Below are 23408 nucleotides of genomic sequence, written 5' to 3' on the forward strand. Positions count from 1 at the left end.
CTATCAGTCGTTTGGCATTGGATAGATTTTAGGAGAAAACATGGAAACCGAAGAAATAGAGGTTAACTGCCCGACCTGTGGAAAAGTTGTTATTTGGGGTGAACAAAGCCCTTATCGTCCATTTTGCTGCAAACGCTGTCAACTTATTGACTTAGGTGAGTGGGCAGACGAAGAAAAACGAATTTCCAGCAGTGGCGAGTTATCTGATAGTGATGAATGGAGTGAGGAAGACCCTCTTCAACACTGATAGCCACGGCTTGACCAGATGGAGCAAACGGCGTTTTGCTCCACTTCGCTCTTATTAACGCCCCATAGGTCTATGCGGTAAGTAATTCAATAATAGCCACATTAGCAGGTGGGAAATCTTCAGCCAACAATTCAGATTGCTTCACCCAGCGTGTCGGCTGCCCCTCGCGGCCAAAGGGTTCTCCATCCCACATTTCGACTATATAGAAATGCAATGTTACGCTACGGTCAGTAAAAGTGTGTTCCAACACTTTAAGCAAAACAGCCTCTTTCACCACAATTCCGGTTTCTTCTAACAGTTCACGTTTTAAGGCGAGTTCCGGTGTTTCACCCTGCTCAATCTTGCCGCCAGGAAATTCCCAAAAACCAGCCATATGGGAATCAGCAGCGCGCTGAGTAACAAAAATCTCCTGCTGGGCGTTGCGAATAATCCCTACCGCGATGTGTAAGTGCTTCAATTTGTTATCTCCTGAACAGTGCATAAATGCTGGCTGGAGCACCCTTCTTTTATCTGTTCTAAAATAGATGGACAAAAAAGGTCAAAATAAAGGGCGGTTTTTAAGCCGCCCTTATCATCAGTGTTAACCGTTGCCTATCTCCGTCATAATTCGAGCTGCATGTGTGTTGGCTGTTCTCTCTAACCCGAATCATTGACTAGTGTCATTCATCGGATTATCTCGCTTGCCGCCTTGCTGCAACTCGAATTATTTAGGGTATAAAATATTACTGTAGGCGACCGTGACACTGTTTGTATTTCTTACCTGAACCACATGGGCACGGATCATTACGCCCAACTTTGCGCTCAAGGCTAGCGGCAACACTGGCTTCTTCTTGCGACATCAGTGCGCTGTTATCAGATTCATGACTGAGTTGTTGCTGTCTAGCCAAACGCTCAGCTTCTTCACGACGTTGCACTTCCAGTGCTTCAACTTCTTCCGGCATCCGCACTTGCACTTTGCTCAGCACGCTGATCACTTCATATTTCAGTGATTCCAGCATAGAAGCGAACATGGTGAAGGATTCACGCTTATATTCCTGTTTAGGATCTTTCTGCGCATAACCCCGTAAATGGATACCCTGACGCAGATAATCCATCGCCGCTAAATGCTCTTTCCACAAGGAATCAAGCGTTTGCAACATCACGCCTTTCTCGAAACTGCGCATCATATCAAAACCAACAACTTCTTCTTTACGGTGATAATCCTCAATTGCTTTTTGAAGAATACGTTCACGTAATGTTTCTTCATGCAGCTGTGGCTCATCTTCCAACCATTGAGCAATTGGCATATCCAGGTCGAAATCATTTTTCAGACGCTGTTCCAAGCCTTCGATATCCCACATCTCTTCCAGTGACTGGTTCGGAATGTAGCTGTCGATAACCGTTTTGAATACATCTTCACGGATGCTATTGATGGTTTCGCTCACATCAGCCACGTCCAACAGCTCATTACGCTGGCTGTAGATAGCCCGACGTTGGTCGCTGGCGACATCATCATATTCAAGTAATTGCTTACGAATATCGAAGTTGCGGCTTTCAACTTTACGTTGTGCATTGGCAATAGCTTTAGTTACCCATGGGTGCTCAATAGCTTCGCCCGGTTTCATCCCTAATTTACGCATCATGCCAGACACACGGTCAGAAGCAAAAATACGCATCAGAGCATCTTCCATTGACAGGTAGAAGCGTGAAGAACCGGCATCACCTTGACGGCCCGCACGACCACGTAGCTGATTATCGATACGGCGTGACTCATGGCGCTCGGTACCAATGATATGCAGGCCACCTGAGGCCAGCACTGCATCGTGACGAATCTGCCATGCCGCTTTAATTGCTGCAATTTGGTCTTCAGTTGGGTTTTCTAGCAAGGCAATCTCACTCTGCCAGCTACCACCCAACACGATATCGGTACCACGGCCCGCCATGTTGGTTGCGATGGTTACCGCACTCGCTTGACCAGCCTGAGAAACAATTTCTGCTTCCATTGCGTGGAACTTGGCGTTCAGAACTTTATGCTCAATGCCCGCTTTAGTTAACTCAGCAGAGACCACTTCAGATTTTTCAATCGAGATAGTCCCGACCAACACTGGCTGGCCGTTCGCAGTACGCTCACGGATATCTTCGATAATCGCACCGATCTTTTCCTGTTCAGTCATATAGACCAAATCTGCCAGATCCTTACGGATCATTGGGCGGTTAGTCGGTACAACAATGGTGTCCAGCTTATAAATGGAACTGAATTCGAATGCTTCGGTATCCGCTGTACCGGTCATACCGGCCAGTTTCTCATAGAGGCGGAAATAGTTTTGGAAAGTAATGGAAGCCAGCGTCTGGTTTTCGTTCTGAATTTCCACGCCTTCTTTTGCTTCAACAGCCTGATGCAAACCATCGGACCAACGGCGGCCTTGCATAGTACGGCCAGTATGTTCATCAACAATGATAACTTCACCGTCTTTCACGATGTAATCAACATCACGAGTAAACAGCACATGAGCGCGCAAAGCAGCGGTGACGTGGTGCATCAGCATAATGTTGGCCGGAGAATACAGAGACTCTCCTTCATCCATAATGCCCGCTTCTACCAGCATTTCTTCAATTTTGATCAAACCGCGTTCAGTCAAATGTACCTGACGTGATTTTTCATCCACAGAGAAATGGCCTTCCCCTTGGAAACTGTCTGAGTCTTCTTTTTCTTGACGAATCAGTTTTGGAATCAGTTTGTTAACCCGAATGTACATCTCCGAGCTATCTTCAGCTGGGCCAGAGATAATCAGCGGGGTACGGGCTTCATCGATCAAGATGGAGTCGACCTCATCCACCAACGCATAATGCAATTTGCGCTGCACGCGCTCTTCCGGACTGAACGCCATGTTATCGCGCAGATAGTCAAAACCAAATTCGTTGTTTGTGCCATAGGTGATATCCGCCGCATAAGCAGCGCGCTTAGCTGGCGCTGCCATATTCGGCAAGTTGATACCGACACTCAGCCCCAGGAATTCAAACAATGGACGGTTATTTTCGGCATCACGTTGAGCCAAATAGTCATTGACAGTGACCACGTGAACACCACGGCCACTCAATGCATTCAGGTAAGCGGGCAGAGTTGCCGTCAGCGTTTTACCTTCACCAGTACGCATTTCCGCGATGCATCGTTCGTTCAGTACCATACCGCCAAGCAACTGCACGTCGAAGTGACGCATGCCAAATACACGTTTACTGGCTTCGCGCACAACAGCAAAAGCCTCAGGAATTAGGGTTTCCAGCACCGCACCTTTTGCCAGGCGCTCACGAAACTCATCAGTTTTAGCGCGTAATTCAGCGTCTGTCAGTTTTTCAACTTCAGGTTCCATGCGGTTGATAAGCTCGACCACTTTGCGCATACGGCGCAGTGTGCGGTCGTTACGGCTGCCAAAAACTTTGGTTAATAATTTGATTAGCATGATTCTTAATATCTCTTACAAGACCACCAAACCGGCGGCCAAAGGTTGTATAAAATTTATATATAAATCAATAAAATAACTAAATTAGATTGGCAGGCCCGGCACGGATACCTTGCACTTGTGCAAGCCAAAGCCCAGGTTTATGTAACGAAAGAACAGGCCGTTTAACCTGCTCAGTATAGCGAATAATAGTGGGAGGTTTGAACTCGTGGGTCAGCAGCGCATTCAGCGTATTCAACAGTGCAAGCTGCTGAATTTGTGATGGTTCTACTTGTTCGGCTTCAGCTACTTCTTGCACCCGCGCATAGGCCGCTTGAGGTGCCAATGCAAATGAAAGGTGACGAATAACCGTGCGCAGTGCATGCTGTTGCCAGTAGTCTACGCTGAATGAAGGGCGACGATGCATATCATGTAGCAATGCCAAACTGTTAAAGTTTGTCGCACCGTAATTCTGACGGCTTTGGCTTGATGATGTGTTCGGTATTGCTGCTTGATCTGGAACGCCAGACAGGTTTGATGGCACGCCAAGACTCGCCGCGACCATCCCCAACAGGAGATGCGGCCAGAAATAACGTCTGCCAAATTGTCGCCAACGATTTAGAATACCGATCACGAGTTTAAAATCCGCCGGAGCCTTGTCAATGCGTGAAAGCCGCCCACAATTATTAGATATCCTGTTCGATGATGCCATTGCAGCTGAAAACGGACCGCTGCATAACGTACAACAACGCGCTACTGCACTGTTAAAACTTAACCGTGCGGTAAAAGGATTGCTCCCTTCACAATTGCAACCGTGGTGCCGTGTTGCCAACTATCGACAGAGTGTTTTAGTGCTAGAGACCGCCAACGCCAGCTGGTTAATGCGCTTACGTTATGAACAACCCGCTTTACTCTCAGCACTACGAGCACAAATTCTACCATCATTGTCTTCAATCGACATCAGGATTAATCCGTCGTTAATGGCCAAGGGCCATAACATGACGCAAGATGCCGTAAAATCATCGCAAAATCCTGAGAAATCGCCACCATTACGTCATTTAAGTTTGGAAAGCGCTAAGGAATTAAGAGAACTAGCGAGACGTAGCCCTGAAAAACTGAGGACAATATTGGAACGATTGGCTGCGCTGGCCGGAGAGAGTGCCAACGCAACCAAAAGTGATGATAAGTAGCTTTAGTAAGCCAATACTGTGGACGGCGCTTTGAATGCCAATGGCATTTCAGCTTCGTCCTGGAACGTCACAAATTCCCATGCTTCTTGTTTAGCTAAAACAGCCTGCAACAGCTTGTTATTTAATGCATGACCAGATTTGTACGCAGTAAATGCGCCAATAATATTATGGCCGCACATAAACAGGTCGCCGATGGCATCGAGCATTTTGTGACGAACAAATTCATCTTCGAAGCGCAGGCCATCTTCGTTCAGCACGCGGTAATCATCTACCACGATGGCACAATCGAAACTACCGCCCAGGCACAAACCGCGGGACTGTAAATATTCGATATCGCGCATGAAACCAAAAGTACGCGCACGGCTGATTTGACGGACGAAAGAATCGGCCGAGAAATCTAAACGGTAACGTTGCGTACTGGAGTCAATTGCCGGATGATTAAAATCAATGGTAAAATCTAAACGGAATCCATTGAATGGAGACAATTCAGCCCATTTATCACCGTCTTCAACCCGCACAGTCTCTTTCAGACGCAGGAATTTCTTCGCAGAGTTTAACTCTTCGATACCCGCATCCAGCAGCAAGTACACAAATGGACTGGCACTACCGTCCATAATTGGTACTTCGGGAGCGTTAACTTCAATAATAATGTTATCAATCCCTAACCCTGCCAAAGCAGCGTTGAGATGCTCAACAGTAGAAATACGCACGTCATGCTCATTGACCAGGCAAGTACAGAGCATGGTATCACGCACGGATTTTGCATCTGCCGGGAAATCAACCGGTGGATTCAAGTCAGTGCGACGATAGATGACCCCGGTGTTAGCCGGCGCGGGTCGCATTGTCAGTGTGACTTTCTTACCGGTGTGCAAACCGACGCCCGTCGCCTGAACAATACGTTTTAAAGTCCTTTGTTTGATCATCGTTTTATCTCGCAATGTTATCCATCCTACCGACCAAGCTTATAACAAGATCGGCGGGACAGTTTAGCACAAAGAGCGGAGATTCCAATTTTTTCGGAAATTAGTCGGCTTGCTTACGCAAAAATGCCGGAATATCCAAGTAATCGGGCTCTTTATTGGTTTGAGCAGTGGGGTCATTGACCACTTTAGCCGCAGGCTTAACTTCCTGAGGTAAAGGTGACATGCCATGCTGCTGGTAACGGTGGTCCATAACAGGCTGAGTCTGCTTGTTGGTAACCAACGTAATTTCAGGGCGTTTATCCATGCCGATACCGGTTGCAACCACAGTTACGCGCAGTTCATCGTTCATTTCTGGGTCTAACGAAGTACCGATAACCACGGTCGCATTGTCGGACGCAAATGCACGGATGGTGTTACCCACAGTTTCGAATTCATCCAAACGCAAATCGAAACCAGCAGTGATGTTGACCAACACGCCACGGGCACCAGACAGGTCGATATCTTCCAGCAACGGGCTGGAAATCGCCATTTCTGCTGCTTCTTCCGCACGATCTTCACCGCAAGCCACACCGGAGCCCATCATGGCATAACCCATTTCAGACATCACAGTACGCACGTCAGCAAAGTCGACGTTCATCAAACCTGGACGGGTAATCAGCTCGGCGATCCCCTGAACAGCGCCTTTTAATACGTCATTAGCTGCACCGAATGCATCCAGTAAAGAGATGCCACGACCCAGAACTTTTAACAGCTTATCGTTCGGAATAGTGATCAGTGAGTCCACGTGCTTGGACAGTTCGGCAATACCCTGCTCAGCGAAAGCCATGCGTTTCTTGCCTTCGAAATTGAAAGGCTTGGTAACCACGGCAACTGTCAGAATACCCAGTTCTTTTGCTACTTCAGCAACAACAGGAGCAGCACCAGTACCGGTACCACCACCCATGCCGGCGGCAATAAAGACCATGTCCGCGCCTTCAAGAGCAGCACGCAGAGCTTCACGGTCTTCTTCAGCTGAATTGCGGCCCACTTCTGGGTTCGCGCCAGCACCCAAACCTTTGGTAATACCGCTACCAATCTGGATGGTTTGGCCAACAGCCGTCTTACGCAGCGCTTGAGCGTCTGTATTAACGGCGAAGAATTCAACACCTTCGATGCGCTCGCGCACCATGTGTTCGACGGCATTACCACCGCCACCACCGACGCCGATGACTTTAATCACCGCGTCATTGGTTAGTTCCATAGGTTCAAACATAGTTTCTCTCCGTTTTGTGCCTGTCGCTTCGAGATCAAAAAATATGTTCAGCATGATCTCTTTGTTGAAACATTAAAACTCTTTTCTCAGCCAGCTATTGATACGTTTAAACCAATTGCCCACTGAGGCACGTTTTTCTACTTCTGACTCACCACTGAGATGAGATTCTTTACCGTAATGCAATAACCCAACAGCAGTGGAGTAATAAGGTTCCTGCGCATAATCCGTCAGTCCGGTGATATTGAGCGGTTGACCGATGCGAACCTGGGCATGAAATACCCGTTGAGCGCATTCAGCCAGACCATCAATTTGTGCCGCTCCGCCCGTCAGCACGATACCGGCTGCCAGATGATGCTTCACGCCTTGCTGACGTAGTTGCTCCTGCAATTGTAAAATCTCGTCATTCACTAAATTCAGCAACTCGGTGTAGCGTGGTTCTATAACCTCTGCGAGCGTCTGTCTTTGCAGACTACGAGGAGGGCGTCCGCCAACACTTGGCACTTCTACACTTTCGTCCTTGCTGACTATCGACCCGAGCGCACAGCCGTGCCGAACTTTAATCGCTTCCGCATCTGTTGGCGGTGTCCCGAAGGCGTACGCGATATCACTGGTGACCACATTCCCGGCGTAAGGGATAACTTTGGTGTGGCGCAGCGCCCCACCGGTATAAACCGCCATATCCATGGTGCCACCGCCGATGTCGACCACACAGACACCCAGCTCGCGCTCATCTTCAGTCAATACTGCATAACTTGCGGCTAAACCGGCGAAAATCAGTTGGTCCACTTTCAGACCACAACGTTCCACCGCTTTAACAATATTCTTCGCCATATCGTTATGGCAGGTAATCAGGTGCACTTTGGCCTGCATCCGCACGCCAGAAAGACCGACAGGATTTTTGATGCCCTCCTGATAATCGATGGCGTACTCCTGCGGAATAACGTGCAGAATACGATGCTCATCACGCACACGTACCGACTTCGCGGTATGCACTACGTTCTCTACATCTTCCTGAGTTACTTCCTCTTCTGAAATAGGAACCATCCCTATTTCATTCTGACAACTGATATGTTTACCCGATAATGCCAAATAAACAGATGAAATCTGGCAATCCGCCATTAACTCAGCCTGATCGATAGCGCGCTGCACGCATTTCACTACCGACTCAAGGTCGTTAACTCCACCCTTATCCATGCCACGGGATGGGCAACTGCCTACCCCAATAATATTGACCATGCCATCGGGCAGAACTTCCCCTACCAATGCGGAGACCTTTGCCGTTCCGATCTCAAGACCTACTACCAGTTTTCTGTCCGTCGACTTGATCATTGTTGTTTTGCCTGTGCCTGATTCTGTTGCGGATTACTGTTCTGCTGGCCATTTACGGGTAGCTCACCACCCTGACTGCCGATAAATACCGGAGCCCAACCTATTGCAGCCCCTGTCTCATATCGCAAATCAACATAACTGACCCGTTTATCTGGCTGCTGTTGCAACATCGGATATAACTCAATGAAACGCTGTAAACGCCCCATCCGGTTATCCCGTCCCAGCTCCAGCCGAACATCATTATCTAAGGCCAACTGCCAAGAATGTCTGGCGCTCATCGCCACCATTTTTAGCTGATACTTATTGGCCGCTAATACCTTGTTTATTGCCCGGTAGCCTTCCAGAACATCTTGTTCACTGCCTTCCGGGCCATACAGTAAGGGCAATTTCTGTTTGCCGACTCGCTCGGACGGCACACTAAATGACCGCCCCTGCTCATCAACCATATGCAAATCATTCCAGCGGGCAAAAGGCACATACTCCACCAGATGGATTTTCAGCTCATCCGGCCATTGTTTACGCACGCTGGCCTGCTGAATCCAGGGTAAACGTTCAATCTGCTGCTGGATGATATTCACATCCTGCGTCATAAAGGTACCCGGTGCGCCCAGTGACAAGATCGCCTGGCGAATATCATCATTGGTGGTGTAATGCCGCTCGCCGGTCACCACCAGCTTCGACAGAGGTAATCGGCTGGCATCTTTCATCCACCCCACCACTACCCAGCCACCCCACAGTATTGTTCCCAAGACCATTAGCAAGAAAATCAGCCCCGCTAATTGGCCTCCGTTACTGCGCCGGGCTGCGCTGTTTTCAGCCGCGCGTTCACGCGCATTCAGAGCAGCTTGCGACATATCAGTCAGCCAACATCAGAATTCGGGCCACCAACTGGGAAAAACTCAACCCATATTGGCGGGCAGCCATCGGCACTAAACTGTGGCTGGTCATCCCCGGTGAAGTATTCACTTCCAGCAGATAAAAACCACCGTCGCTGTCTTGCATGACATCAACCCGGCCCCAACCGCTGCAACCCAGCGCCTGATAAGCCTGTAATGCTAACTCGGCTAATTGTTGCTCTAGCTCAGCACTCAAACCACTTGGGCAGAAATACTGTGTTTCATCAGACAGATACTTGGCTTCATAGTCATAAAACACGCCAGGGGCTTGAATCCTGATGGACGGTAAAACATCCTCACCAAGGATGGCGACCGTGAATTCCGGCCCGCTCAACCACTTCTCAATCAGTACGTCAGTGTCGTGGCGGAAAGCTTCAACCAGAGCAGCATGCAGTTCGCTAGCCCGGTCAACTTTACTCATGCCCACGCTAGAACCTTCGTGACTTGGTTTAACGATTAATGGCAGGCCAAGCTTAGCGACACACGCCGCTAATTCCTCTGACGAAAGTGTTTCAAACTGTTGACGGTTCAGCGCCACATAAGGTGAAATTGGCAGACCTGACGCTTGCCACACCAATTTGGTGCGCAATTTGTCCATGGTCAGGGCCGAAGCCATCACGCCGCTGCCGGTATAGGGTAGTTGCAGGAACTCCAGCACGCCTTGCAATGTACCGTCTTCGCCACCACGGCCATGCAGGGCAATAAAGACCTTATCAAAACCCTGTTCTTTCAGCTGAGTGACAGGGAAGTCTTTGGTATCCACCCCATGGGCGTCGATACCGGCTTCTCTCAAACCGGCTAAAACAGCCTGGCCCGATAGCAATGACACTTCACGTTCAGCAGAGGTTCCACCCAGCAGTACCGCAACTTTCTCAGCCATGATGTTCCTCATCTTTTATTTGTGGCTGCAATTTAAGCTCAGCCAATTTACGAGCAATTTTACCAATGTTGCCAGCGCCCTGAACCAGAATCAGGTCATCGCCATTCAGCACTTGCGCCAACACCTCTGGAACCGTGTCACTGTCTGACACCAAAATCGGGTCTAACTTGCCACGGTTGCGGATGGTACGGCATAACGAGCGGCTGTCAGCCCCTGGGATCGGCGATTCACCAGCGGCGTACACATCCAACATCAGTAAAACATCCACTTGCGACAGAACATTGGCAAAGTCGTCATACAAATCACGTGTTCGGGTATAACGGTGCGGTTGGAAAACCATCACAATACGTTTATCCGGCCAACCAGCACGTGCCGCTTTAACTGTGGCATCCACTTCTGTCGGGTGATGACCATAGTCATCCACCAGCATTGCGCTACCTTCTTTGCCGTTGACAGGTGCCAGCGGGAAGTTACCGAGGAAATCAAAACGGCGACCTGTCCCCTGAAACCCTATTAACGCACGTAGGATGTCATCGTCTTCAATGCCTTCTTCAGTTGCTACTGCAACCGCTGCCGCGGCGTTCAGTGCGTTATGGCGGCCCGGTGCATTCAGGGTTACCGTCATCAACGGTTTATCCAGACGTTTCAGTGTAAAGTGCCCTTGTGGGCCTTCTTGCCGGTAACTAGCAATCTGCACATCGGCGTCATCACTGAAACCATAAGTGGTGATATGGCGACCAACACGCGGCAATAACTCGCGCACCACGGGATCGTCGATACACATCACGGCACGGCCATAGAATGGCAAGTTGTGCAAAAAGTTAATAAAGGTCTGCTTTAAGTTCTCAAAGTCGCCCTGATAAGTATCCATATGGTCGGCTTCGATATTGGTAACAATGGCGACCATCGGCTGCAAATGCAGGAATGACGCATCACTCTCATCGGCTTCTGCAATCAGGTAACGGCTGGAGCCCAAGCGCGCATGAGTGCCCGCTGCTTTGACCAAACCGCCATTGACAAATGTTGGATCCAGACCCGCTTCGGCATAAATACTGGAAACCATCGCTGTTGTGGTGGTTTTACCGTGAGTACCCGCAACCGCAATCCCATGACGATAACGCATCAGTTCAGCCAACATTTCTGCGCGGCGGATCACCGGAATACGCGCCTCGCGTGCCGCGACAATCTCCGGGTTATCCGCAGAAATGGCCGTTGAAACCACCACCACACTGGCATCCAATACATTCTCTGGACGGTGATGGAAATAAATTTGTGCCCCCAATGAAGTCAAATGCTGAGTTACCGGGTTGGGAGCCAAATCTGAACCGCTAATCTGATAGCCTTCGTTTGCCAACACTTCAGCGATACCACCCATGCCGGCACCACCGATGCCAACAAAGTGAATGTGCCGGACGCGACGCATCTCGGGCACGATAGTTCGTAGTTTCGCTAATTGTTGTGTATTCACGTTTTTCTTCACTTTTTTGTCTGTTACATATTCACAGCCCGCATAAATGCGAGCGATAACTATCTTTTCATCACTTACTGGCAGCGACCACTTCGGCGGCAACTCGCTCAGTTGCGTCAGGGATAGCCACAGTTCTTGCCCGCTCGGCCATCGTCAATAAGGTTGCACGATCCCACTCAGCCAACAGGCTGCTGACCGCTTGCGCTGTAAATTGCGGTTGCTCAATAATTTTCGCCGCCCCCGCTTTCTCCAACGGCAATGCATTCCAATATTGCTGCCGGTCTTTATGCTGGAAAGGCACGAAAATCGCCGGTAACCCTGCGGCAGCCACTTCACTGACCGTCAACGCGCCCGAACGGCAAACCACCACATCAGCCCATGCATAGGCGGCAGCCATATCATCAATAAACTCAACAATTTGGTGTTTATCACCCTGCCCTGCTTGCTGATAAGCTTGGAGTACATCGGGCAAAGCGCCTTTACCTACTTGGTGCCAAACCGTTATCTGCTCACCCAGTATCGCGGCAACCTGCGGCAGGGTTTGATTCAGTACCCGCGCACCTTGGCTGCCCCCGATGACTAATACCCGAATCGGTCCTCCACGGCCGTTCAAACGCTCAGCCGGTAATGGCAGCGCCAATACATCGGTGCGAACCGGATTACCCACGACATCTGCATGAGGGAACGCCCCCGGAAATGCCTGTAAAACTTTTTTCGCGATTCTGGCCAACCAGCGGTTAGTCAACCCCGCGATGCCATTTTGCTCATGTAACACCACCGGAATGCCGCACAGCCATGCAGCCAAACCACCAGGGCCGGAAACATAACCGCCCATTCCCAGCACCACATCCGGCTGGTAATCGCGCATGATTTTCTTCGCCTGACGCACCGCGCGGTAAATACGCACTGGGGCGGTCAGTTGGGCCATTAGCCCCTTGCCACGCAAACCAGAAATCTGAATAAAATCAATTTCAATGCCGTGCTGGGGTACCAATGACGCTTCCATTCGGTCTGCAGTGCCTAACCAACGCACCTGCCAGCCTTGCGCCATCAGATGATGTGCCACGGCCAAACCGGGGAAGACATGCCCCCCGGTGCCACCGGCCATCACCATCAAACGCTTGGTTTTCCCACTCATCGGGCACTCCTTACAAACGCCTGGGCTTTAGCCAAACGTGTTTCAAAATCAATGCGTAACAACAGCACTATGGCTGTTGACATAATAATCAGGCTCGAACCACCGTAACTTATCAGAGGTAAGGTCAAACCTTTGGTCGGCAGCATCCCCGCGGCAGCCCCAACATTAACCAGTGCCTGGAAACTAAACCAAACGCCAATCGAGCAGGCCAAAAAGCCGGAAAATCGCTGATCTATCTCTAAAGCGCGACGCCCAATGGACATAGCACGAAAAGCGACGAAGAATACCATTAACAATGCAAGAACCACACCGAAATACCCGAGCTCCTCGCCTAAAATCGCGAAAATAAAGTCAGTATGTGCTTCCGGTAAATACTCCAGTTTTTGCACTGAATTCCCCAGCCCTTGCCCCCAAAACTCACCGCGACCAAAAGCCATCAGTGATTGGGTCAACTGGTAACCGCTGCCGAAGGGATCTTCCCATGGATTCCAGAACGACGTTACCCGGCGCATACGGTAAGGCTCGGCCACAATCAACAGGCAAACAGCAAAAATACCCGAGCCGATAATCGCCAGGAACTGCCACATTTTTGCGCCAGCCAGGAACAGCATCGCCAGCGTAGTGATGAACAACACCACCACGGTGCCTAAATCGGGCTGCGCCAACAGCAATACCGCCAAAATAACCATCACACCCATCGGTTTGCAGAAGCCCCAGAAGTTACTGCGCACTTCTTCCACTTTGCGCACCAGATAACTGGCCAGATAACAAAACAGCGACAACTTGGATAATTCAGCAGGCTGAATGCGTAGCGGCCCCAGTGAGATCCAACGTGATGCCCCGTTGACCGAGCTACCCACCACCAACACCACCAGCAGCATGACGATAGAAATCAGCAACATAATATTGCTGTAGCGCTGCCAGACGGCCATCGGGATACGCAGGGTCACCAGCGACATACCAAAAGCCAGCGCCAGATACAGCGCATCACGCTTGGCAAACAGGAAGGGGTCACTGGCCAAACGCTGACCAATCGGCATTGAGGCCGATGTCACCATCACAAAACCGATAATCGCCAAGCCAAATGTCAGCCACAGCAAGGTTCTGTCGTAAAGCACCATGCTGGTGGTATCGCTTTCGCGCGACCCCATCACAAAATGTTTTACGGTATTGAACAGCCCCAGCCCCGGCATACGCATCAGCCCAACTCCTCTGCCAGACGAGCAAATTCATCACCACGTTGCTCGAAACTGCGGAATTGGTCCAAACTGGCGCAGGCGGGCGACAACAACACCATGTCCCGCGGTGCCAATGACTTCGCCAGCAGTGCCATAGCCTGCTCCATGGTCTCCGTCAGTTGAGAAACCTCTGGGCGCAGTTCCGCCAGTTGCTTACCATCACGGCCAAAGCAATAAATCTTGATATGGTCGCCTTGCAGGAAGCGGGTTAAACCAGAGAAATCAGCTGATTTCCCGTCGCCGCCCAATAACAGATGCAAAGTGCCATCAACCTGTAGGCCATCCAGTGCCGCTTCGGTGCTGCCCACATTGGTGGCTTTGGAATCATTAATCCAACGCACGCCATTGCGCTCAAGCACCAATTGGAAACGGTGTGGCAGACCGGTAAAAGTCGTCAACGCGGTCAAACTTGATGAGCGCGGAATACCGACGGCATCCGCCAACGCCAGTGCAGCCAGCGCATTGGTGTAGTTATGTCGTCCGCTCAATTTCATTTCTCGGGTATTGAGCACTTTCTCACCGCGAACCCGCAGCCAGATTTCACCCTGTTGCTTATTCAGATGATAGTCACCGACATCCACCCCAAAACTGATACAGCGGCTATCCGCACCACGCACCGGCATGGTGAGCGCGTCATCGGCATTCACAACGCAAACTTTAGCGTTTTCATACACTCGCAGTTTAGCTGCGCGATATTGCTGCAAACCGAATGGATAACGGTCAGTATGATCTTCCGTGACATTCAATAGGGTGGCAGCACTAGCACGCAGGCTGGAGGTGGTTTCCAACTGGAAGCTGGACAACTCCAACACCACCAATTGATTTTCTTGTTTTTGCGAGGCCAGCTGTTGCAATAATGTCAGGGCCGGAACACCAATATTGCCGCCGACACCCACCTGCCAACCGGCAGCTTTCGCCATTTCACCGACCAGCGTGGTCACGGTGCTTTTACCGTTAGAGCCAGTAATCGCCACCACTGGCGCTTGATTTTCACGGCAGAACAGTTCGATATCACCGACAATCTCGACACCCGCATCCGCCGCTTCACTCAACGCCGGATGGGCCAGCGCAATACCGGGGCTGGCAACAATCAAATCAGCATCCAACAACCATTGCGGGTTCAAATCACCCACATGGCGCTCGACACTTTCAGGTAATTTATCCAAACCCGGCGGATTGATACGGGTATCCATAACACGCGGCGTAACACCGCGCGCCATAAAGAAATCAACGCAGGAAAGGCCGGTTAGCCCCAGCCCGATAATGACCACTTTTTTACCCTGATAATCAACCATAATTACCGCACCTTCAGCGTCGCCAGGCCAATCAGCACCAGCATCAGCGAAATAATCCAGAAGCGCACGATCACCCGTGGTTCCGGCCAGCCTTTAAGTTCGTAATGATGATGAATCGGGGCCATGCGGAAAATCCGCTGCCCACGTAACTTAAAGGAACCGACTTGCAAGATTACCGACAGTGTTTCAACCACGAACACCCCGCCCATAATCACTAATAAGAACTCTTGGCGTAGCAATACCGCGATGGTGCCCAACGCACCGCCCAGAGCCAGGGAGCCGACATCGCCCATAAACACTTGCGCCGGATAAGTGTTAAACCATAAAAAGCCCAGCCCGGCCCCGACAATTGCGGTACAAACAATGACTAACTCGCCGGCATGGCGTAGATAAGGAATATGCAGATATGCAGCGAAATTCATGTTACCGGTCGCCCAGGCAACCAAGGCAAAACCTGCCGCAACAAACACCGTTGGCATAATCGCCAAGCCATCCAACCCGTCGGTCAGGTTGACCGCGTTGCTGGTGCCGACAATCACAAAGTAGGCTAGCAGGATATACAGCAAGCCAAGCTGCGGCATGATGTCTTTAAAGAATGGCACCACCAGCTCGGTGGCTGGCGTGTCTTTGCCAATGCTGTACATGGCGAAAGCGGCCGCCAGCGCAATGACTGACTGCCAGAAGTATTTCCAGCGGGCGATCAAGCCTTTGGTGTCTTTGCGTACCACTTTGCGGTAATCATCAATAAAACCGACAATCCCATAACCGATAAGAATGAACAGCACACACCAGACATACGGGTTAGACGGGTAAGCCCACATCAGCACCGAAATAGTGATGGAGAACAGAATCATCAGCCCGCCCATGGTGGGGGTGCCGCGCTTGCTGAAATGTGACTCTGGCCCGTCGTTACGCACCACCTGACCAATCTGCAATTTCTGTAGATAGGCGATCAGGTGCGGCCCCATCCACAATGAGATAAATAATGCCGTTAACAGACTGACAATGGCGCGGAACGTCAAATAGGAAAAGACGTTAAAGCCCGAGTAAAATTTTACTAAGTATTCCGCCAACCAAACTAACATGATGCTTTCTCCTGTAACGCACGCACGACATTTTCCATGGCGGCGCTACGTGAACCTTTAATTAAAACGGTGATAACCGGGTGTTCGAGCAGCAACTCACTCACTCGGGCTGTCAATGTATTCTTATCCTGAAAATGTTCGCCGCACTCACTCGCCTCACTCAGCGCCTGGCTTAATACGCCCACACTCAGCACTTTGTCGACACCCGCCTGTTTCGCGGCGTCACCCACCTGACGGTGGCAATCGACGGCGGTTTCGCCCAACTCGCCCATATCACCGACCACCATCACCCGGTAGCCCGGCATTTCAGCCAGCACTTGAGCAGCAGCGGTCATGGAACCAACATTGGCGTTGTAGCTGTCATCCAGCAACAATTTGCCGGCAGAAAGCTCAATGGGAAATAAACGGCCCGGCACGGCTTGTAACTGTGTCAGCCCTTGGCGAACGGCGGCTAAACTCGCGCCAACCGACATGGCTAATGCCGCAGCGGCTAACGCATTGGCAATGTTATGTCGCCCCGGAAGCGGCAACTCGATAGCGACAGTCCCGAGGGGAGAATGCAAAGTGAAATACGTGGTTTTCGGTGTGATTCGCACGTCACTGGCAAAAAAATCGATATCTTCTGCGCCATGAGGCGAAAAACGCCAGACTCGCTTGTTATGCAGAGTTTCCTGCCAGTGTGGCCAATCATTGCTGTCAGCATTGATAATGGCGGTGCCATTCGCGGGCAAACCGGCAAAAATCTCGCCTTTAGCTTGCGCCACACCGGCCAGTGAGCCGAAACCTTCCAGATGGGCAGCGGCTAAATTGTTCACCAAAGCACTTTCCGGACGGCTTAAATCGGTGGTGTAAGCAATTTCACCAATGTGATTAGCGCCCAGTTCAATGACAGCAAAATCATACTCGGGGGTCAGACGCAGCAAGGTCAACGGCACGCCGATATCATTATTGAAATTACCGGCGGTATACAGCACCTTGCCACATTGGCGTAAAATGGCCGCAACCATTTCTTTTACCGAGGTTTTACCCGATGAGCCAGTTAACGCCACCACACGGGCAGGGACTTGTTCACGAACCCAGGCAGCCAATTGCCCTAATGCCAGTCGGGTGTCTTTAACCACTAATTGCGGTGCCTCCACCAGTAAGCGTTTACTTACCAGTAAAGCTCCGGCACCAGCGGCAATAGCATCTTCTGCAAAATCATGTCCATCAAAACGTTCGCCTTTCAGCGCCACAAACAGGCACCCCGGCGTGACCTGACGGGTATCAATAGTCACTTCGGTTATTTCGACGTTTTCACCCTGTTTATTGCTAACAATATATTCAGCGTTAAGCAGTGTGGACAGAAAATGCAGGGAGACCTTAATCATGCCACCACCCCCAACAAACGCGCGACAGTAACACGGTCGGAGTAGTCCAGCCGGCGATTGCCGACCAATTGATAATCTTCATGACCTTTGCCGGCGATCAGCACTACATCATCGGCTTTAGCTTGCATAATGGCGCTGGTGACCGCTTCAGCACGGCCATGGATGGCTTGCGCATGCCCAGCATCCAATAAGCCACTGAGGATATCGGCGACAATCGCCTGTGGCTCTTCACTGCGCGGGTTATCATCAGTGACGACCACCCGATCAGCCAGCTGTTCCGCGATACCGCCCATAAGTGGGCGCTTACCTTTGTCACGATCGCCACCGCAACCAAACACACACCACAGTTGGCCTTTACAATGTAAGCGGGCTGCTGCCAGTGCTTTTTCCAATGCATCTGGCGTGTGGGCATAATCCACCACTACCGTCGGTTTGCCCGGCGCGTTAAACACTTCCATACGCCCGCACACCGGTTGTAAATTAGGTGCTGAGGCTAATAATTCAGCCAACGGATAACCCAGAGAGAGCAGTGTTGACAGCGCCACCAGCAGATTACTGACGTTAAATGCCCCCATCAGGCGGCTCTCTAATTGGCCTGCGCCCCAGCTTGAATCAAAAACAATGCTGGCGCCGTTATCGTGATACTGAACCTGCGTCGCAGACAACCATGGGCCATTCCAGCCCGCAGGCACATTCTCTTCCATACTGACGGCAACAGCTTGCGGCAATTGCCCTAACCAGCGGCGGCCGACGTCATCATCAGCATTAATGATTTTGTGTTCGGATTGATGAGTAGAAAACAGCAGCCATTTTGCCGCTTCGTAACTGGCCATATTGCCGTGGTAATCCAGATGATCGCGGCTTAAGTTAGTGAACACTGCGGCAGCAAACGGTAATGCGGCTACGCGGTTTTGAATCAAACCGTGGGAAGAGACCTCCATCGCGGCGAAAGTCGCCCCTTGCTCCACCAGGTTGCGCAATAAATGCTGGATATCAACCGCTGAGCCGGTGGTATTTTCAGTGGGGATAACTTGCCCTAACAGACCATTGCCAACCGTCCCCATCACCGCACTGGTTTCGCCCAACATCTGAGCCCATTGCGCCAACAATTGGGTGGTGGTGGTTTTGCCGTTGGTTCCGGTCACACCGACCAAACGTAATGCGGCACCCGGCTGCTGGTAAAATTGTCCCGCCAGGTTAGATAAGTGCTGATTCAAATCACGCAGATAAATAACAGGAACGCCATGCATCTCGACCATGCTAGCATCCGGTGCCACACCATCGGCTTCCGCGACTACCGCCGCCACACCTTGGGCGATGGCTTGCGGGATATAGCGACGCCCGTCCGTCTGATGGCCGACAACGGCGACAAATAAATCCCCGGCAGCGGCAACTCGGCTGTCTAATGTCATTTCCCGTAGCGCACGCTCCGGGACGTCTAGCCCCCAAGGAGCGAGTAAGTCGCGCAAGTTACGATCTGCCACCTGAACCCTCTTTTGTATTAGTCACTAATTCGCTTTTATCACCAGTGGGTAATGCATCTGGCTCAATGTTCATGGTACGCAACACGCCGCCCATGATGGCACCGAACACCGGTGCAGAAACCGCACCACCGTAATATTTCCCTGCCTGCGGGTCATTGATGACCACAACCAGAGCAAATCTAGGGTTACTCGCGGGCGCGACGCCAGCGGTATAAGCGAGATATCGGTCCATATACTTGCCATCTGGGCCGACTTTTTTGGCAGTACCGGTTTTAATCGCGATACGGTAGCCTTTAATCGCGGCTTTGGTGCCGCCGCCGCCAGGCAGTGCCACGCTCTCCATCATATGAACCACGGTACGCACCAGCGGTTCAGGGAAGACGCGTTCACCAGCCACTGGCGGGTCAACTTTAGTAATCGACAGCGGGCGATAAATCCCCATGCTGCCGATGGTTGCATAGACTCGCGCTAGTTGTAACGGTGTTACCATTAGCCCGTAGCCGAAAGAGAAGGTGGCCCTCTCTATGTCAGACCACCGTTGTTTTTTAGGATATAAGCCACTACTTTCTCCGACCAGCCCCAAATTGGTCGCTTTCCCAAACCCAAACTTTGAGTAAGTTTCTACCAAAGCTGAGGATGGCATCGCTAACGCCAGTTTAGAAACACCGACGTTACTCGACTTCTGCAAGATCCCGGTGACGGATAGCTCTGCGTAACGGGCCACGTCTTTAATCTGGTGACCGTTAACAAAGTACGGCAAGGTGTTCAGCACGCTATTTTCTTTCACTACGCCGTGCTGCAATGCCGTCATCACTACCATTGGCTTAACTGTCGAGCCGGGTTCAAAAATATCGGTTATTGCCCGGTTACGCATGGCATCTTTCGGCGTACCGGTCAGGTTATTCGGGTTGTAGGATGGGCTGTTCGCCATCGCCAACACTTCGCCGGTGTTGACATCCACCAGCACGGCGGTACCCGATTCTGCTTTGTTGAATGCCACCGCATTGTTCAGCTCGCGGTATACCAGCGCCTGCAAGCGCTCATCAACACTCAACACCAGATTGTGCGCCGCCTGACTATCCACAGAGGAAATATCCTCAATGACCCGGCCATAGCGGTCTTTACGGACCGTACGCTCGCCGGGCTGCCCGGTGAGCCAACGGTCAAAACTTTTCTCTACGCCTTCAATACCTTGGCTATCAATGTTAGTCACACCAATGATATGCGCCATCACCTGCCCTGCTGGATAATAGCGGCGCGATTCCTGACGCAAATAGATGCCGGGTAGTTTCAGCTTATGGATGTAGTCGCCAATTGCCGGATTAACCTGGCGGGCCAGATAAACAAAGCGCCCTTTCGGGTTGGCATTAATGCGGGCCGCCAGTTGGTCAAGTGGGATTTCCAGCGCATCAGACAACGCTTTCCAGCGCGTATCCAGTGTAATACCACCGCGCTCGGTTAACTCTTTCGGATCCGCCCAAACCGCATTAACCGGAACACTGACGGCCAACGGTCGACCAGAGCGGTCACTTATCATACCGCGTGCAGTGGGCACTTCTTGTACCCGCAATGAGCGCATATCGCCCTCGCGGACCAACTTATCGGGGTTAATCACTTGCAGATAGGCGGTACGCAACATCAAGCCGACCAATGCCAGCAAAATACAGCCGCACAACAACGCAAAACGCCAGCTTATAAAGCTGGCTTGTTCTTCCTGGCGCTTTAACTTCCCGGGGCGCGCTGCTTTCATGCGTTACCTTGGCTACTCAGAGTCATGGTGGCGACAAATTCCTTTATTTATTGGAAAAAATCATTACTGAACCACAATATTTTCTTGTGATGGATCAACGTGTTGCATTTTCAATTTGTCAATCGCGATACTTTCAACTCGGCTGTGATCACCCAATGCGTTTTCTTCCAGAATCAGGTTGCGCCACTCAATATCCAGCGCATCCCGCTCCAGCACCAGTTGTTCGCGCTCAGCAGTGAGCAAGCGCGTTCGGTGGGCTGTGGTCACAACCAAAACAGCAGACACTAACACCGCGATCAGTAAAATTAAGGGAATCTTCGCATTGCGGATTAAATCACCGCCGATGACCCCCACTAAACCGTGGCGTTCATTGCCTATCACTCTTTAATCCTCTCGGCAAAACGTAATACCGAGCTACGCGCCCGTGGGTTTTCGGCCACTTCGGCATCCGGAGGCATCATCTTGCCGGCGGATTTCAAGGTGCGCCCACCCATGCTGCGCAGCTGTGCCTCCGTCAATGGCAGCCCCGCCGGCACCTGTGGCCCACGGCTGTGATGACGAATAAAGTTTTTCACGATACGGTCTTCAAGAGAATGGAAGCTAATGACGGACAAGCGGCCTTCAGGTGCCAGCACTTCAAGCGCCCCATCCAGTGCGCGCTCTATCTCTTCCAATTCACTGTTGATATAAATACGGATAGCCTGGAAGCTACGAGTCGCCGGATGCTTATGCTTTTCACGGAATGGGCTGGCGTTGGCAATCAAATCGGCCAGCTCTTTAGTGCGCGTCATTGGCTGCGTGAGGTTACGCTCAACAATGGCCTTGGCTAAACGCTTGGCAAAACGCTCTTCACCAAAGGTTTTCAACACCCAGGCAATATCGTCAGCGCCCGCTTTCATCAGCCAATCTGCTGCTGATAACCCACGGGTTGGATCCATCCGCATGTCTAACGGCCCGTCACGCATGAAAGAGAAACCGCGCTCTGGATCATCTAATTGGGGGGAGGAAACGCCCAAGTCCAGCAATACGCCGTTGATACGGCCGACTAAATCCAATTCCCGCACATAATGAGCCAAATCAGAAAACGGGCCGTGCACGATAGAAAAACGGGGGTCGGTAATCGATTTCGCCGCTTCAATAGCTTGAGGGTCACGATCAATTGCTATCAGACGCCCTTCTGGCCCAAGTTGGGACAAAATCAGGCGCGAGTGGCCACCACGGCCAAAAGTTCCGTCAATATAGATGCCGTTATCACGGATGTTTAGGCCATTAACCGCCTCATCCAGTAATACGCTTGTATGCTTGTAGTTGTTATCTACAGTTTTGTTGTTATCTACCATGCTTATAGCGATAAGTCCTGTAGCCGCTCAGAAAGAGGTTCCTGAGTCGACTGTTCTGCGTCGATGTCATCCTTGACTTGTTGATACCAGGTCTGTTCATCCCACAGTTCAAACTTATTGAACTGCCCAACCAGCATCACTTCTTTATTCAACCCGGCGTGCTGACGCAATGTTCCTGCAATCAGTAACCGCCCAGCTCCATCCATCTGACATTCACTGGCATGCCCTAACAGCAAACGCTGAACTCGACGTTCAGTTGGGTTCATGCTCGACAGACGAGATAATTTTTGTTCAATGATTTCCCATGCAGGGAGGGTATAAAGCAACAGGCATGGTTGGTGAAGGTCTATGGTACAGACCATCTGGCCTTGCGATTCCTCATTCAGCAAATCCCGATAACGGGTAGGTACGGCAAGCCGCCCTTTGCTGTCGAGGTTAACCATCGTTGCCCCACGAAACATGACTGAGTTACCCCTTCATGACCCAATTCACCACATTACCCCACAAATCCCCACATTAAAGAGTTTACGGATGGTATGAAAACCTTGTCAAGCCAGAGCGGATGCGCTTTAACAATATTTATGGGTCGTTTTTGAGATATATCTCGTATAAGGGGCTATTTTCGCGGTTGAAATAGAAATTAACGTCATGATAAACGGGCTATTTTTCCGCCAGTAATTCCGGCAACTTAAATAAATAATAAATTGTCAATTAATTGACGCATTATTTCCTTCTGCAAGGAATGTCTCATTTTTAGGCTAAAAATCGTACGGCTTGAAATTATACAGTTTGAGCACAAAACCCGCGGCTACTGGTGTTTCCTGAGAAAAAGCAGAGAAGCCAACTGCAGAATAGACAGCAATACAATAATACCCTTGATAACAACAAGTGTTAACGGGCAGACATTTTACTTCAATTAACCAATAAGAATTAATCTATTTTGAAATAAATTATTAGCGCCTATTTTTAGGTATTGATGAAATATGAATACCTTCAGACAGATAAATCTTAAATTAGGAAAAAACTGTAAATTAATTTTTTTATTCTGATTATTTTAAATTTACCTTTTGCTACCCGGCGTTTCCCTCCCAATCAATGAAATTGTTA

Annotated in this window: 21 protein-coding genes; 2 read left to right on the forward strand and 19 right to left on the reverse strand. The window is 50.6% G+C overall.

Annotated features, from left to right (window positions below):
- Positions 1 to 40 precede the first annotated feature (40 nt).
- Positions 41 to 247, forward strand: coding sequence for a DNA gyrase inhibitor YacG (gene yacG / locus DX162_RS02480; protein WP_004389010.1), 207 nt, complete (start codon positions 41 to 43; stop codon positions 245 to 247).
- 70 nt (positions 248 to 317) lie between these two features.
- Here yacG and mutT read toward each other — a convergent pair whose 3' ends face one another.
- From mutT to secM, 3 genes are all read right to left on the reverse strand, one after another.
- Positions 318 to 704, reverse strand: a complete 387-nt coding sequence (gene mutT, locus DX162_RS02485; RefSeq protein WP_032819154.1) for an 8-oxo-dGTP diphosphatase MutT — start codon at positions 702 to 704, stop codon at positions 318 to 320.
- Positions 705 to 969: 265 nt separating this feature from the next.
- Complete coding sequence (secA, locus tag DX162_RS02495; protein ID WP_004389008.1) at positions 970 to 3684, reverse strand: preprotein translocase subunit SecA; 2715 nt, start codon at positions 3682 to 3684, stop codon at positions 970 to 972.
- Positions 3685 to 3763: 79 nt separating this feature from the next.
- Positions 3764 to 4297: a secA translation cis-regulator SecM gene (gene secM, locus DX162_RS02500; protein WP_032819152.1), complete on the reverse strand. Its 534-nt coding sequence runs from the start codon at positions 4295 to 4297 to the stop codon at positions 3764 to 3766.
- A 28-nt stretch (positions 4298 to 4325) separates the two neighbouring features.
- On the opposite strand from secM, the gene DX162_RS02505 reads away from it, so the two are divergent.
- On the forward strand, positions 4326 to 4853 hold the full coding sequence (locus DX162_RS02505; RefSeq protein WP_004389006.1) for a DUF721 domain-containing protein: 528 nt from the start codon (positions 4326 to 4328) through the stop codon (positions 4851 to 4853).
- Between the two features lie 2 nt (positions 4854 to 4855).
- Here the strand turns inward: DX162_RS02505 and lpxC are convergent, their stop codons facing one another.
- The 16 genes from lpxC to mraZ form a co-directional block, all read right to left on the reverse strand.
- Positions 4856 to 5776 carry a UDP-3-O-acyl-N-acetylglucosamine deacetylase gene (lpxC, locus tag DX162_RS02510; protein WP_004389005.1) on the reverse strand — a complete coding sequence of 307 codons (921 nt, stop codon included), beginning with the start codon at positions 5774 to 5776 and terminating at the stop codon, positions 4856 to 4858.
- Between the two features lie 100 nt (positions 5777 to 5876).
- Positions 5877 to 7028: a cell division protein FtsZ gene (gene ftsZ, locus DX162_RS02515; RefSeq protein ID WP_004389003.1), complete on the reverse strand. Its 1152-nt coding sequence runs from the start codon at positions 7026 to 7028 to the stop codon at positions 5877 to 5879.
- Between the two features lie 72 nt (positions 7029 to 7100).
- Positions 7101 to 8357, reverse strand: a complete 1257-nt coding sequence (ftsA, locus tag DX162_RS02520) for a cell division protein FtsA (RefSeq protein ID WP_002210431.1) — start codon at positions 8355 to 8357, stop codon at positions 7101 to 7103.
- A complete protein-coding gene (ftsQ, locus tag DX162_RS02525) occupies positions 8354 to 9211 on the reverse strand; it encodes a cell division protein FtsQ (RefSeq protein ID WP_004389002.1) in 858 nt (285 codons plus the stop codon). The genes ftsA and ftsQ overlap by 4 nt, the downstream gene beginning before the upstream one ends.
- Before the next feature lies 1 nt (position 9212).
- Positions 9213 to 10133, reverse strand: a complete 921-nt coding sequence (locus DX162_RS02530) for a D-alanine--D-alanine ligase (protein ID WP_032819150.1) — start codon at positions 10131 to 10133, stop codon at positions 9213 to 9215.
- Entirely contained in the window at positions 10126 to 11601 is a 1476-nt protein-coding gene (murC, locus tag DX162_RS02535) for a UDP-N-acetylmuramate--L-alanine ligase (RefSeq protein ID WP_032819148.1), read from the reverse strand. The genes DX162_RS02530 and murC overlap by 8 nt, the downstream gene beginning before the upstream one ends.
- A gap of 70 nt (positions 11602 to 11671) precedes the next feature.
- Positions 11672 to 12739: an undecaprenyldiphospho-muramoylpentapeptide beta-N-acetylglucosaminyltransferase gene (murG, locus tag DX162_RS02540; protein ID WP_032819146.1), complete on the reverse strand. Its 1068-nt coding sequence runs from the start codon at positions 12737 to 12739 to the stop codon at positions 11672 to 11674.
- On the reverse strand, positions 12736 to 13938 hold the full coding sequence (gene ftsW, locus DX162_RS02545; RefSeq protein ID WP_032819145.1) for a cell division protein FtsW: 1203 nt from the start codon (positions 13936 to 13938) through the stop codon (positions 12736 to 12738). Before ftsW ends, murG begins: the two co-directional genes overlap by 4 nt.
- On the reverse strand, positions 13938 to 15272 hold the full coding sequence (murD, locus tag DX162_RS02550; RefSeq protein WP_004388998.1) for a UDP-N-acetylmuramoyl-L-alanine--D-glutamate ligase: 1335 nt from the start codon (positions 15270 to 15272) through the stop codon (positions 13938 to 13940). The genes ftsW and murD overlap by 1 nt, the downstream gene beginning before the upstream one ends.
- A 2-nt stretch (positions 15273 to 15274) precedes the next feature.
- Positions 15275 to 16357, reverse strand: coding sequence for a phospho-N-acetylmuramoyl-pentapeptide-transferase (gene mraY / locus DX162_RS02555; RefSeq protein WP_032819142.1), 1083 nt, complete (start codon positions 16355 to 16357; stop codon positions 15275 to 15277).
- Positions 16351 to 17727 carry a UDP-N-acetylmuramoyl-tripeptide--D-alanyl-D-alanine ligase gene (murF, locus tag DX162_RS02560; protein ID WP_032819140.1) on the reverse strand — a complete coding sequence of 459 codons (1377 nt, stop codon included), beginning with the start codon at positions 17725 to 17727 and terminating at the stop codon, positions 16351 to 16353. The genes mraY and murF overlap by 7 nt, the downstream gene beginning before the upstream one ends.
- Positions 17724 to 19211, reverse strand: a complete 1488-nt coding sequence (gene murE / locus DX162_RS02565; protein ID WP_032819139.1) for a UDP-N-acetylmuramoyl-L-alanyl-D-glutamate--2,6-diaminopimelate ligase — start codon at positions 19209 to 19211, stop codon at positions 17724 to 17726. The genes murF and murE overlap by 4 nt, the downstream gene beginning before the upstream one ends.
- On the reverse strand, positions 19198 to 20961 hold the full coding sequence (locus DX162_RS02570; protein ID WP_004388992.1) for a peptidoglycan glycosyltransferase FtsI: 1764 nt from the start codon (positions 20959 to 20961) through the stop codon (positions 19198 to 19200). Before DX162_RS02570 ends, murE begins: the two co-directional genes overlap by 14 nt.
- Before the next feature lie 63 nt (positions 20962 to 21024).
- On the reverse strand, positions 21025 to 21342 hold the full coding sequence (ftsL, locus tag DX162_RS02575; RefSeq protein ID WP_032819138.1) for a cell division protein FtsL: 318 nt from the start codon (positions 21340 to 21342) through the stop codon (positions 21025 to 21027).
- Positions 21339 to 22301, reverse strand: a complete 963-nt coding sequence (gene rsmH / locus DX162_RS02580) for a 16S rRNA (cytosine(1402)-N(4))-methyltransferase RsmH (RefSeq protein ID WP_004388990.1) — start codon at positions 22299 to 22301, stop codon at positions 21339 to 21341. Before rsmH ends, ftsL begins: the two co-directional genes overlap by 4 nt.
- A 2-nt stretch (positions 22302 to 22303) precedes the next feature.
- Positions 22304 to 22762, reverse strand: a complete 459-nt coding sequence (gene mraZ / locus DX162_RS02585; RefSeq protein WP_004388989.1) for a division/cell wall cluster transcriptional repressor MraZ — start codon at positions 22760 to 22762, stop codon at positions 22304 to 22306.
- Positions 22763 to 23408: the final 646 nt, after the last annotated feature.

The organism is Yersinia kristensenii (assembly GCF_900460525.1).
Classification (GTDB): Bacteria; Pseudomonadota; Gammaproteobacteria; order Enterobacterales; family Enterobacteriaceae; genus Yersinia; species Yersinia kristensenii.

Bases quoted from the DNA above. Each gene is read 5' to 3' on its own strand.
- yacG (WP_004389010.1), top strand. From the start codon at position 41: ATGGAAACCGAAGAAATAGAGGTTAACTGCCCGACCTGTGGAAAAGTT.
- secA (WP_004389008.1), bottom strand. From the start codon at position 3,684: ATGCTAATCAAATTATTAACCAAAGTTTTTGGCAGCCGTAACGACCGC.
- DX162_RS02505 (WP_004389006.1), top strand. From the start codon at position 4,326: ATGCGTGAAAGCCGCCCACAATTATTAGATATCCTGTTCGATGATGCC.
- lpxC (WP_004389005.1), bottom strand. From the start codon at position 5,776: ATGATCAAACAAAGGACTTTAAAACGTATTGTTCAGGCGACGGGCGTC.
- ftsZ (WP_004389003.1), bottom strand. From the start codon at position 7,028: ATGTTTGAACCTATGGAACTAACCAATGACGCGGTGATTAAAGTCATC.
- ftsA (WP_002210431.1), bottom strand. From the start codon at position 8,357: ATGATCAAGTCGACGGACAGAAAACTGGTAGTAGGTCTTGAGATCGGA.
- ftsQ (WP_004389002.1), bottom strand. From the start codon at position 9,211: ATGTCGCAAGCTGCTCTGAATGCGCGTGAACGCGCGGCTGAAAACAGC.
- DX162_RS02530 (WP_032819150.1), bottom strand. From the start codon at position 10,133: ATGGCTGAGAAAGTTGCGGTACTGCTGGGTGGAACCTCTGCTGAACGT.
- murG (WP_032819146.1), bottom strand. From the start codon at position 12,739: ATGAGTGGGAAAACCAAGCGTTTGATGGTGATGGCCGGTGGCACCGGG.
- ftsW (WP_032819145.1), bottom strand. From the start codon at position 13,938: ATGCGTATGCCGGGGCTGGGGCTGTTCAATACCGTAAAACATTTTGTG.
- murD (WP_004388998.1), bottom strand. From the start codon at position 15,272: ATGGTTGATTATCAGGGTAAAAAAGTGGTCATTATCGGGCTGGGGCTA.
- mraY (WP_032819142.1), bottom strand. From the start codon at position 16,357: ATGTTAGTTTGGTTGGCGGAATACTTAGTAAAATTTTACTCGGGCTTT.
- murF (WP_032819140.1), bottom strand. From the start codon at position 17,727: ATGATTAAGGTCTCCCTGCATTTTCTGTCCACACTGCTTAACGCTGAA.
- DX162_RS02570 (WP_004388992.1), bottom strand. From the start codon at position 20,961: ATGAAAGCAGCGCGCCCCGGGAAGTTAAAGCGCCAGGAAGAACAAGCC.
- rsmH (WP_004388990.1), bottom strand. From the start codon at position 22,301: ATGGTAGATAACAACAAAACTGTAGATAACAACTACAAGCATACAAGC.
- mraZ (WP_004388989.1), bottom strand. From the start codon at position 22,762: ATGTTTCGTGGGGCAACGATGGTTAACCTCGACAGCAAAGGGCGGCTT.